The sequence below is a fragment of the Citrobacter sp. Ce119 genome (assembly GCF_030334525.1).
Classification (GTDB): domain Bacteria; phylum Pseudomonadota; class Gammaproteobacteria; order Enterobacterales; family Enterobacteriaceae; genus Citrobacter; species Citrobacter europaeus.
Genome location: NZ_JAOWDR010000059.1, coordinates 1 through 11,270, shown reverse-complemented (window position 1 = coordinate 11,270; position 11,270 = coordinate 1). Strand labels below are relative to the sequence as shown.

The window sequence follows — 11,270 nt, the reverse complement described above, 5'->3', positions numbered from 1 at the left end:
CGGTGTCGGGCCAGGCCGCGACGCTGAGCGCGAAGGTGGCGGGCGCGGGTGACACGCAGGTGACGGGGTTCACGGAGGGGGCGGCGGGACGCTATACGGCCGGGCTGACGGGGACGGAAGCGGGGCAGGTGACGGTGCAGGCGATGCAGGGGGCTCGTCCGGCGAGCAACGATAAGCCGGCGGTGACCCTGACGGCGGACGCGGGCACGGCGCAGGTGAAGTCGGTTCTGCTGCAGGGGGATGAGGTCAGCAGGGTTGCCGACGGCAGCAGCAACTTCCGCTATACGGTGACGGTGACGGACGCGAACGGCAACCCGGTGGCGGATCAGACGGTGACGGCGCAGGCGGATAAGCCTGACCATGTGACGGTGGCGGCGGACGGCGCCACCAACGCCGCTGGTCAGACAACGGTGACGCTGACGAGCACCACGACGGCGGTGTCGGACATTCAGGTGAGCGCGAGGGCAGGCAGCACCGGCACGATGGTGGACGCGGATAAAAAGGTCAGCTTCGTGGCGGATGTTTCAATAAAAGACATTGCAGTCAATGGTTATATCTTTGGAAAGGATGAAGGCTTCCCAACGACAGGTTTTAAAGGGGCGATGTTCACCATTGAGCTGAAAAACGGTAACGCTTCAGACTTTAACTGGAAAGCCGATGCTCCTTGGGTGACAGTAAAGGATGGAGTGGTTTCATTTAACGATACAGGAACCGGAAGTAAAGTTACTATTACCGGCACACCAATTAGTGGTGAGGGTAAAATTATCAGTTGGGATTTTACGCTGAAAAATTGGTTCATCAATAATGGTACAACTACCGGGACCGACATGGATGAAGCTAGTTTTTGCGGTTCGAATTTTTCTAAAGTGCCGACAATACAACAACTTAATGGGAGTGAAAGAAGTGATGGTAAGCGTGGAACTCTCGGTGGGCTTTGGAGTGAGTGGGGTAATCTGACTACTTTCAACGGATCAGGTTTTGTGTCGACGAATCCAATCACAGATTATACTGGTTACTGGACATCTCAATATGCCGCTGCCACATACATTGTCAGTCTAAGCAATGGAAAACTCGGTACTATTATTGGTAACTTTAGTGAATATATGGTGTGTCGAAAGTCGATGTAGTGATAGAAACCTGTAAGTTATTCTGTGTAACTGCCACTACGCCGAAGGTGATCGTGTAAGTATTCTGCATAATCGTGCCATTCATCTTTAGAGATCCTCCGGCATAATCAAATTAGTTTTAGCGGAAGCGGGCTACGCTTCCGCTAAATATGGACTCCAGGCTATTTAATAGCTTGGTTTTTTTGTTTAGCTCGGTTTATATTTTGCCTTCCTTTACTTGTCTTAGTCGTGCAAGGCAACAGCGCGGCTGCCCGGTTGAATGCTGGTGAACTGAGTAATCGCCCCACCTCGCGAGACCTACATTAGCGAACGCCTCTTCATTCGTCGTAATAGCCATAGCAAGCCCAACATAATAGCCAGATAGCCCATAACGTAATTTCCCTGTTGCTTTCGTTCAGAGAGCGCCGGGTCGGCAGCCCATGCCAGAAAGGCGGTAACATTCCTGGCGTATTGCTCCTCAGTTTCAGCTTTTTTCGATGCCGGGCTCCATTGGATCTCTCCACTCGTCAGTGGTTTTGGCATGTTAATCACGCCGCCTGGAAAATAACGATTAGCCTTCAGTTCAGGATCGGCAGGCAGATAGCCGGTTAGCAGTGCGTAAACGTAATCTGCCCCCTGGTCCGTGTAGGGCAGAAAAGCATCTAACAAAAATTGTGGGAAACCGCGATCGTATGAGCGGGCACGGACGATATAGCTCAGGTCAACGGGTTCAGCGCCATTGTTAAGGTATCGTGCTTCACGTTCATTAAGATATGGCGATATAAAGCTGTCATTTAGCGTACCGTCCCGCTCACCAATCTGGCCGTCATCCTGAATCTCAGGAAACTGATAGCCGCTGGCGATACTTCTTGCTTCTTCAGCCGTGAGTTCTGGACCGCCGGGTCTGGTCAGCGTCCGAAAGGTTAGGTGTTTCATGCCGTGACAAGCGCGACACTTCTCTTCATAAACCTGCAGGCCACGTCTAAGCTGCTCTTTATCATATTGGCCAGTAATGCCGCTAAAGCTCCATTCCTGGCGTTCAGGCCTGGCTTCCTGCGCATATGAGGAACTCAGCCCCAACAGAGAGAAGGACAAGACGCTGAATTTCAATAGTTGTTTCATCATCAGTCCTGTTTTTCAAGAAAACGACGGCAAGGTAAGACGATTAAAAACCAGGCAAACCAAATCAGCGTCGAAAGCTGGGATGCGGCACGGATCCAGCCCTCATCATTACGAAAACCGTCAAGAAGATCCGGGCCAACCAGCGCTTTCGACCCTAACCAGCCTAAAAAGCAGGCATTAATAACCCATAGCCAGAATCCGCACTTAACCAGTTTGCTGTAATGGCGAAAACGAGCCCGGGAAGTATCAAGCCAGGGTAGAAAATAGAAAATCAGTATTGAGCCGCACATCGCGGCTAGCCCCACGAATTCATTCGGGAAGCAGCGCAAGATGGAGAAAAAGGGAAGGAAATACCATTCTGGCGCAACAATCGCGGGTGTAATCGTTGGGTCAGCAGCAATAAAGTTGTCGGCGCTGCTCAGATAGTGCGGCGCGAAGAATAAAAACCAGGCGAAAACCATCAAAAAAAGAGTGATTTTTATAGCATCGAGATCGGTGATTTTGTAATCGAACAACAGGCTCCTGGACTCTTTCTCGCTAAACCTCTTTTTCATCGCCTGGGCAAAAGCCGACTGTACTGTACGTATATGGAAAACCGTGGCGACGACAATCACGAAGGGAAGAATAAAGTGGATAACAAAAAAGCGGCCCAGCATCGGTGTCCCCGGAGTATGGCTGCCGACTAAATATGCGTAAATTGAATCACCCACCAGCGGGATGGCCTGGGCAAATCGGGTAATCACCGTTGCCGCCCAGTAGCTTTTTTGCCCCCAGATCAGGCTATAACCAAGAAACGCGGTCATCATCAGCAGGATATACAGCGTGACGCTAACCATCCACATTGTCGTCCAGGGCTTACGGTAAACGTTGTAGTACATGCCACGAAAAATATGCATGTAGCAGGCAAAGAAAAAGAGCGACGCGCCAATAGCATGCATGTTACGTAACAGCTCTCCATGGCGAACCGCGCGCATAATATGAATAATGGAGTCAAATGCCAGCTCAGCCGTCGGTACGTAAAACATCGCCAGCACGATACCCGTAAAGATCTGCACGCCGAGCATAACCAGCAGGATAGCGCCGATCGCAAATACCCAGAGTCCGGCAATTGAGCGAGGGAAAGGAATACGCCAGCGAAGCGAATAGACGCTTTCATTCTTCATTTCAGACTTCCTTCGCGCCGATACGCACGACCTGACCATCGGAATGAATAACGTAGTCTGGGATTGCCAGGTTGGTCGTTGCGGGCCCGCGCGTCACGCGCCCGGAGGTATCAAACTCTGAGCCGTGGCACGGGCAAATCCAACCCAGCCCACCCGGTCGGGCGTTAGGTACACACCCGGCATGTGGGCAATAACCTTGAACCACCAGCCATTGAGGATGGGCTGCAGAGACCCTGGCGCTGTCTGGCTGTGGGTCGATAAGCGTATCCAGGTCGGCACTTCTGGCAGTAATAATTTCATCCGGGGTGCGATGGTGAATAAGAATCAGCTTTCCCTGCCATACACGTCTGACGGTTTGTCCAGCAGCAACCGCTGCAAGAGAGACATCAATCGGTTCATTTTCCCCAAGCGTTTTTTCATCCGGGCCCAAGGCCGAAACCAGCGGCCAGACAGCAGCAGCGACGCCTGCCGCACCGACAAATTTTGTCAGTTTACACAGGCATTCCCGACGCTGTTCCTGGATTTCGCCATCTGGACGTTTATTATCTGCCACCTCGTATACCTCCTTAAGTGTCGCGGATTAATGTTTGTCGATACGCGCGTAAATTTCCTGAAAGCGCTTGTCAGCAATACCCGGCGCTTTGAACGCACGGTAGCTTTCTGGTAACGAGGCATCTCCAACCTTAATCAGCATCACCATGCCCTGAGCGTAATGCGGTGTACATTTGATGCCGTAAAACCCGGCATTGTCATAAGTAACTTCGATCTCTTCATCTATTTTGCCCATAAATCCAGGATAGCCAGCCGGAGACAACTCAGCGATTGAGGCCGCGTTGTGGCTTTTATGTTTACGGATAAACTTCACCGTATCCCCAGGCTGGATCTCCAGATAATCCGGCTCATAGACCATTGGCCCCGCAGACCCACGATTCTTCATCAACACTTCGTGAGTTTGTGCGAAGGCTGAAGAGGCGAAAGCGAGTAAACACAAAATTTGCAGACTCTGTTTGAGGTATTTCATTGATTATTCCTTAAAATTCATCAGGCCGTTGATAACGAATAAAACAGTTTGCACCACTTGCATCCCTTTCAATGATGGCGTCGATTCCAAACCAGGTGTGGAGGTTTTCGCGGGTAAAAACAGCGCATGGTTTCCCTTGCATCGCCATATGTCCGGACGTCATTACGATGATGCGATCGCAGAACATCGCGGCATGATTGAGGTCGTGCAGAGCAGCAATCACCGTGAGCTTTTCACGTTTCACGAGACTTAGCAGGCCAATCTGATGTTGAATGTCGAGATGGTTGGTGGGTTCATCCATCAGCAACAACTGTGGCTGCTGTGCCAGCGCCCGGGCGATATGCAGGCGCTGTTTTTCTCCACCAGAAAAGGTATGCCAGCAGCGGTGCTGTAATTCACTGAGATCAACCTTTTCCAGCATAGTCTGCACGATAACGTCATCTTTGGCGGACCAGGGGGAGAGCAGGCTAAGCCAGGGGGTCCGCCCCAGAGAAACGGCTTGTAAAGCAGTAAGACGCTCGCTGGTTTCAGCCTGTTGTTCGACCAGCGCCACCTGTTGAGCAAGATGACGCCGCGAATAATGCTGGAGCGCTTTTTGCTGCAGAGTGATTCGTCCTGAAGTCGGCTTCAGCAAACCAGCCAGGAGTGATATCAGTGACGTTTTGCCCGAGCCATTGGGGCCGATGATGCCGACAAACTCGCCAGGCGTTACGCTGAGTGAAATATCATCAACAATCGTCTTACCTTTTACCTTCCAGCGCAGATTACAGGCTTCAATAACGGCTTGTGCAGAGGTAATAAAAGGGTTTACGAGGTTCACCGTCATTTGTTCTGGTTTCCTCTAATCAGAATGATTGAAAACGCAGGGGCGCCAACCAGAGCGGTGATCACGCCTATTGGTAGAACCTGGCCGGGGAGTAACGTGCGGGAAATAACATCAGCGATAATGAGGAAGATCGCGCCGGTAAGCGCACTCACTGGCAGCAGTCGATGATGCTGGTTGCCGACCAGTAGACGAGCGGCATGCGGGATAACCAGACCGACAAAGCCGATCGCACCAACAATGGAGACCATAATTGCCGTCATGCCGGTGACGGCGGCAATCAGTACTGCACGGGTACGTTTTACCGGAATACCCAACGATGCCGCAGACTCAGCGCCAAAGGAGAACGCGTCGAGATGGCGGGCATAACAGAAGCACAGCACGATACCGACCAGAGCGGTTGGAATGGCTAAGACAACATCGGGCCAGCGTACACCGCTCAAATTGCCTAACAACCAGAACATAATACCGCGCGCTTGCTCGGCGTTTGCTGAGCGGGTAATGATAAGCGACGTAATCGCATTGAAAAGCTGTGAGCTGGCGATCCCGGCAAGGATGATCTGGGTTGTTACACCTCCGCCTTGTCTACCGCCAGCAGCCATTGCTAATAGCGCAACGAACATAAATGCCGTCAGCGCACCAATAAAAGCTCCCAATGACATACTGATGATCCCAGCCCCAAGCCCGGTGAGAGCAATCAGCACCGCTCCGGTGGATGCTCCGGCAGAAATCCCCAATAGATAAGGTTCAGCGAGCGCATTGCGTAGCAACGACTGCAGCACTACGCCGGAAACAGCCAGGCAGGCACCGCAGCTGGCGGAGACCAGCGCTCGGGTCAGGCGATAGTTCCAGACGATCCCTGCATCCAGCGCATCGACAGGGTAGTGTGCATCAAAAAGATGATTTGCCAGCGTGCTGAGTACGTGCTGCCAGGGAATCAGCGTTTCGCCGATGGAAATACCCGCCAGCAGTACGCAGCACATTAGCGCACTGACCCAAACGGCATGTCCACCTATTCTCATCGCAAGTTGACCAACGGCACGACGCATCCTGCGTGAATCACTCATGATTATCTGCGTTCCTGAGTAACGGAGATGCGCTATACCGTCCGAGGATATAGCGCAAAACGTAGATTAATGAGCAGCCTGCGGATGCGCTAAGCCATATTCAACAAGGGCATCCGCCAGTTTTTCCACCCCATCAATAGTTCTGATCCCGGCATTCATTGTCTGTACGTCAATGACCGGCAGATGGTTTTCCTTGACGGCAGGAACCAGTTTGGTGACAGGGTCGGACTTGAGGTATTCCATCTTGACCTTCCAGTCATCTGCCGGGAAACGCCGACGGCTCATCTCTCCGAGCACAATGACCGAAGGATTAGCTTTAGCGATGGTTTCCCAGCCCACTGTTGGCCATTCTTCGGCAGAATCAATCACATTCTTCACACCCAGCGTTTGGGCTATCCACGCAGCTGGGCCAAACTTCCCGGCAACGTAAGGATCGAGCTGCAAATCGGCGCTTGAGAACCAGAACACCGCGGAAACATTCTTATCCATTCCGGTAATTTTATTTTTCGCTGCGGCTTCACGTGCTTTAAGGCTGGCAATCAACGCTTCGCCTTTATCCTGAACATCGAAGATTTTCGCCAAATCGGCGACTTCCTGATACACCATGGCAATATCAAACATACCCTTACGGACACCATCACCACCATCTTCGTTATCTTTCGCACAGTCAGCCGGCGCGGTATAAACGGGAACCTTCAGTTCACTAAACTGTTCATAAGAGGCAACCGTGCCTGCTGGGCCGATTTGCCATTCAAACTGGCTGGCGACCAGATCCGGTTTTTTAGCCACAATCCCTTCAAAGCTGGGAATATTTTGCGCAATAACGGCAACTTTTTCATTTGCTGTTTTATAAGTATCCAGTACCGGGCCAAACCACAGTGAAGTGCCCACGACGCGATCGGCCAGCCCTAATGAATAAAGAATCTCGGTACTATTCTGTCCCACCGTTGCCACGCGCGTTGGTGCCTGGTTGAAGGTAATATCGCGGCCACAGTTTTTAATCGTCAGAGGATATTCGGTTTTTGCCGCGGCAGAAAAACCGGAAGTAAGCAGCAGAGCAGTCGTGCCCAAAATAGCCAGAAGCGTTTTTTTAGAGGAGTAAAAGGTAGAATTAGCGTGCATTATCATCGTCCCGTTGATGCCAGAATCTGAAGATCTGGTCATGGCTCATTTCATTCCATATATCGGGAGGAGACATGAAGATAGATGACATTCAATCGTGAAATTTAAGAATGAAGATATGCAAAAAATGCAAATAAGCGTTACTTAGCCGAAATCTTATTCATAAATACACTACTGCATTTGTCAAATAATTCATCCCATGGACCATCCCGTCCACTCAATGGTATACACCTTTGACAGCAGGTCTCCTGACTCACGGTAACCAGAATATCAGCCTTCCCATAAAGATAAACTTTACAGTGACCTGTGGCTTATTAACCACACAAGGATATTCTGCATCCGCCTACAGTTGCGGGGGCAGTTATGGAATTGAATTAAATAATTCTTACCATATTCCTATTCATATACAAAAATGTAATGAAATGCTGTCGAAAGCGACTCTAACGGCAATTGTTAACAAGGTCAACCATAGGGGGTAAGAGGCAAAAGAGAGTGGGAAACTAAAAATAATCAATAAATACAAATAGTTGTGTGTTTTTTTCTTTGCGTGATGCTGTAAATGAAAATAACAACGGGAAGCTAAATGATAATTGGTTGATGTTGATCAAATTACGAACATAATTCAATCTCCGCGTATGAAACATATTGATCACCATCAAAAATGCTGCGTATTAGCAGTTGAATCTTTTTTTTGTGAACTCTCCATGTGTACCAACTGCCATTCATCCTGCATATCCATAATCACGTTAAAATTGTTACGCAACCAGAAATGATAACCGCCGGGTAAAAAATGATGTGTGTGAAGATACAAAACTTTATATTGATGTTGCTGACAAAATACCTCAGCTAAGGAAAACAATTGACTGCCGATCCCCTGTCTGCGATAGCGTTCATCCACGTAGCAACGACAAATTTCCGCTGTTTCAGACAAGTTATAGCGTCCGCGCAGTTCAGCAATCCGATCATTATATTGACATACCGCCAGTGTAGCGATTAATTCTTGTTTTTCGCTCCATGCGCAAAGTAATGAATTCCTTTCCTGTAACAGATACTGTCGTTCGAGATCAAAGAGATCTTCTTCGCCAGAAGGCATGGATCTACCAGCATTGAAGAACAGATTAAGATGTTCAATAAGGAACGACTGAACAGCAGGAATATCGGCGTGAGTCATCTCACTAAACCTAAATGGGATCATGGCATGCATAACTCAATCTTAGAATGGAAGACGATAATAACAATAAGACTACTTTAAAAACAATATTGAGCGACCTGAGACAGACATGCAATTGTCAATGTTGCTATTCTGCACACAGATTATAAATGGGAAATATTGAGTTCAGGCAGGAATACTTTCTACCATTATGCACAATGAAGACGCCGCCATGGCGTACGCTTAAATTTTCAGCGTCTCAATGACCATTCGCAGGGCAGGGGAGACGTTGCGATGAGGATAATAAAGAAATAATCCTTCCATTCGCAGGCTGTAACGCTGCAACACCCTGATAAGATTACCGTGTTCTAAATCATCCGCGACCAGTTCGACAGGGACATAGGCCAGCCCAAGACCCAGCCGGGCGGCTTCTGCTTCCATATAGCTGTCGGATAATGCCCATTGCCCTTCAGGTTGATGGGTGATTTTTTTATCATTCTGAATGAGTTCCCACTGATATACGCTGCCATCGGCAAACTGATAGGCGATGCAGGGATGCGCCTTTAAATCCGCCGGGGTTTGTGGAAAACCGAAGCGGTGAAAATGTTCAGGCGTACCCACAACGGCCATCTCCATATCCGGCGTAATGCGCACCGCGACCATGCCCTGGCCGACTTCAGGCCCCAGACGAACGCCGGCATCGAATCTTTCCTCGATGATATCGACGAACCGGCTCTCATTCATCAGTTCTAGCCTGATATCAGGGTAGCGCTGTTTAAATACCGCCAGCTTAGGCAGCAGGCATTTATCAATGGCGTGCTGGCTGGCATTGATACGCACCGTGCCGGAGGGCGTCTCTCGATAATGCGCCAGCGTGGCAAGCCCACGATCTAACGTATCAAATCCAGATGCCGTCTTCTGATAGAGCTGCTCGCCTGCTTGCGTCAGCGACAGTTTACGCGTGGTACGCACCAGCAGCTGGACGCCCAGCCTTTCTTCAAGCTCACGAACAGAACGACTGACCCCTGATTGAGCGAGCCCCAGCCGCTGAGCAGCCGCGGTGAAACTGCCTTCCCGTACAACCTGCATAAACAAGTACAGCTCGTTGTAATTCTCCCTTTTCGCCATTGAAAAATCCCCCCGGAATGACAGCAAATTCAGTATTGATTTATAACAATATGGTATCAATCTTAGCAGTAATCGCCCTCTAATCAGCACTAATTCTGCTCACTATAATGAGCCCATCAAAACAAAGCACCGCAGCGTTGTCCGTCGGAAACCTGTATCTCTCTGTTGTTTTTTATGGGGATTTTTTATGAAAGCCTTCACCCGAACGCTAAAAACTACGATGCCGGCCATGCTGTTATTCGCATCATTAAGTGGAGCCTCAACAATGAGTTTTGCTGATTCAACCAATCCGAGTGCCCCTGTTTCCATGACAGATAAGTGGGACAAGACCTTCGCTGAGAGCCAGAAAGTCGAACATCGTAAAGTCTCGTTCCAGAATCGATATGGCATCACCTTAGTGGGCGATCTTTACCTGCCTAAAGACCGTGGCGATCGCAAGCTGGCTGCGATTGCGGTCAGTGGGCCTTTTGGCGCGGTGAAAGAGCAATCCAGCGGTCTGTATGCGCAGACGCTGGCGGAACAAGGATTTGTTACCCTGGCATTCGATCCCTCTTACACGGGGGAAAGCGGCGGCTATCCGCGAAACGTCGCCTCACCGGATATCAACACTGAAGATTTCAGCGCGGCAGTGGATTTCTTAGGGCTGCAAAAAGAGGTGGATCGCAATCGTATCGGGCTGCTCGGTATTTGCGGCTGGGGTGGCATGGCGTTGAACGACGCTGCGATGGATACCCGCGTCAAAGCGGTGGCTACCAGCGTGATGTACGACATGAGCCGGGCGATGGGCCATGGTGTGGGGGATGGCAAAGACCGTTATTCCACCGCCGACCGTCGTGCTGTTCTGCAATATCTGAATGAACAGCGCTGGAAGGATGCGCAGAGCGGCACGTTCGCACACGGCGGTCATGATATTAACGTCGACAGCAACGGTAAGGTCAGCGCGGGCGAGCGCGTTCTGCCAGAAACGCTGCCGGCAAATCCGCATCCGATACTGAAAGAGTTCTTCGATTACTATCGCATGCCGCGCGGCTTCCACGAGCGTTCCGTTAACTCGACCGGGGCGTGGACGGCAACGATGCCACTGTCGTTTATGAATATGCCGCTGCTGAGCTACGCCAGTGAAATCACCATCCCCACGCTTATTGTGACCGGTGAGAAAGCGCATTCACGCTATTTTGCTGAAGATGCTTTCAAGGCGATTGGCAGTAAAGACAAAGAACTGGTCGTGGTGCCAGGGGCAAATCATGTGGACCTCTACGATAACGTGGCCGGAAAAATACCTTTCGCGAAGTTCGAACAATTTTTCCAGACCAAACTGAAATAAACCCTCTCCTGAATTGATGCAAAGCCACCGGCCTCTGGCGGGTGGCTTTTATCCTGATCTTCGTGAAATTTCACTATGTCGACGCTAAACCAAACACCATCACATCCTCATCAGCGCGCATACTGGGGCGGTATTTTTGCCATGACCCTGTGCGTGTTTGTGCTGATTGCTTCTGAATTTATGCCCGTCAGCCTGCTCACGCCGATTGCCCGCGATTTAGGCGTGACGGAGGGGCTGGCAGGCC

Annotated in this window: 11 protein-coding genes, 1 pseudogene and 1 riboswitch; of the genes and pseudogenes, 3 read left to right on the top strand and 9 right to left on the bottom strand. The window is 50.3% G+C overall.

Annotation, left to right across the window (positions count from 1 at the left end; genetic code table 11):
* Positions 1-1,127: Ig-like domain-containing protein (locus OGV80_RS17135; RefSeq protein WP_286515391.1), on the top strand; the 1,127-nt coding region annotated here is incomplete at its 5' end.
* 297 nt (positions 1,128-1,424) lie between these two features.
* Here the strand turns inward: OGV80_RS17135 and OGV80_RS17130 are convergent.
* From OGV80_RS17130 to OGV80_RS17090, 9 genes are all read right to left on the bottom strand, one after another.
* Entirely contained in the window at positions 1,425-2,228 is an 804-nt protein-coding gene (locus OGV80_RS17130; RefSeq protein ID WP_087052645.1) for a cytochrome c1, read from the bottom strand.
* 2 nt (positions 2,229-2,230) lie between these two features.
* On the bottom strand, positions 2,231-3,391 hold the full coding sequence (locus tag OGV80_RS17125) for a cytochrome b (RefSeq protein ID WP_080625427.1): 1,161 nt from the start codon (positions 3,389-3,391) through the stop codon (positions 2,231-2,233).
* Between the two features lies 1 nt (position 3,392).
* The gene (petA, locus tag OGV80_RS17120; RefSeq protein ID WP_051642642.1) at positions 3,393-3,944 is read right to left on the bottom strand and encodes a ubiquinol-cytochrome c reductase iron-sulfur subunit; all 552 of its coding nucleotides are present in this window, start codon (positions 3,942-3,944) and stop codon (positions 3,393-3,395) included.
* A gap of 27 nt (positions 3,945-3,971) precedes the next feature.
* On the bottom strand, positions 3,972-4,412 hold the full coding sequence (locus tag OGV80_RS17115) for a pseudoazurin (protein WP_043015827.1): 441 nt from the start codon (positions 4,410-4,412) through the stop codon (positions 3,972-3,974).
* Positions 4,413-4,422: 10 nt separating this feature from the next.
* A complete protein-coding gene (locus OGV80_RS17110; protein WP_043015828.1) occupies positions 4,423-5,238 on the bottom strand; it encodes an ABC transporter ATP-binding protein in 816 nt (271 codons plus the stop codon).
* Positions 5,235-6,302 carry a FecCD family ABC transporter permease gene (locus OGV80_RS17105; RefSeq protein ID WP_047412228.1) on the bottom strand — a complete coding sequence of 356 codons (1,068 nt, stop codon included), beginning with the start codon at positions 6,300-6,302 and terminating at the stop codon, positions 5,235-5,237. Before OGV80_RS17105 ends, OGV80_RS17110 begins: the two co-directional genes overlap by 4 nt.
* Positions 6,303-6,368: 66 nt before the next feature.
* A complete protein-coding gene (locus OGV80_RS17100; protein ID WP_087052647.1) occupies positions 6,369-7,424 on the bottom strand; it encodes an ABC transporter substrate-binding protein in 1,056 nt (351 codons plus the stop codon).
* A gap of 221 nt (positions 7,425-7,645) precedes the next feature.
* A riboswitch (cobalamin riboswitch) is annotated at positions 7,646-7,869 on the bottom strand.
* Positions 7,870-8,079: 210 nt separating this feature from the next.
* Positions 8,080-8,619, bottom strand: coding sequence for a GNAT family N-acetyltransferase (locus tag OGV80_RS17095; RefSeq protein WP_179947228.1), 540 nt, complete (start codon positions 8,617-8,619; stop codon positions 8,080-8,082).
* Between the two features lie 198 nt (positions 8,620-8,817).
* A complete protein-coding gene (locus OGV80_RS17090) occupies positions 8,818-9,702 on the bottom strand; it encodes a LysR family transcriptional regulator (RefSeq protein WP_043015831.1) in 885 nt (294 codons plus the stop codon).
* A 265-nt stretch (positions 9,703-9,967) separates the two neighbouring features.
* Between OGV80_RS17090 and OGV80_RS17085 the strand changes: the two genes are divergently transcribed.
* Positions 9,968-11,026, top strand: a complete 1,059-nt coding sequence (locus tag OGV80_RS17085) for an alpha/beta hydrolase (protein WP_286515212.1) — start codon at positions 9,968-9,970, stop codon at positions 11,024-11,026.
* 75 nt (positions 11,027-11,101) lie between these two features.
* Positions 11,102-11,270, top strand: a pseudogene (locus tag OGV80_RS17080) (MFS transporter); the annotation flags it as partial.

What these genes read in the sequence shown, in the direction of transcription:
- OGV80_RS17090 (WP_043015831.1), bottom strand. Translation starts at nt 9,702, where the DNA reads ATGGCGAAAAGGGAGAATTACAACGAGCTGTACTTGTTTATGCAGGTT.
- OGV80_RS17110 (WP_043015828.1), bottom strand. Translation starts at nt 5,238, where the DNA reads ATGACGGTGAACCTCGTAAACCCTTTTATTACCTCTGCACAAGCCGTT.
- OGV80_RS17100 (WP_087052647.1), bottom strand. Translation starts at nt 7,424, where the DNA reads ATGCACGCTAATTCTACCTTTTACTCCTCTAAAAAAACGCTTCTGGCT.
- OGV80_RS17105 (WP_047412228.1), bottom strand. Translation starts at nt 6,302, where the DNA reads ATGAGTGATTCACGCAGGATGCGTCGTGCCGTTGGTCAACTTGCGATG.
- OGV80_RS17125 (WP_080625427.1), bottom strand. Translation starts at nt 3,391, where the DNA reads ATGAAGAATGAAAGCGTCTATTCGCTTCGCTGGCGTATTCCTTTCCCT.
- OGV80_RS17115 (WP_043015827.1), bottom strand. Translation starts at nt 4,412, where the DNA reads ATGAAATACCTCAAACAGAGTCTGCAAATTTTGTGTTTACTCGCTTTC.
- OGV80_RS17095 (WP_179947228.1), bottom strand. Translation starts at nt 8,619, where the DNA reads ATGATCCCATTTAGGTTTAGTGAGATGACTCACGCCGATATTCCTGCT.
- OGV80_RS17085 (WP_286515212.1), top strand. Translation starts at nt 9,968, where the DNA reads ATGAGTTTTGCTGATTCAACCAATCCGAGTGCCCCTGTTTCCATGACA.
- OGV80_RS17130 (WP_087052645.1), bottom strand. Translation starts at nt 2,228, where the DNA reads ATGAAACAACTATTGAAATTCAGCGTCTTGTCCTTCTCTCTGTTGGGG.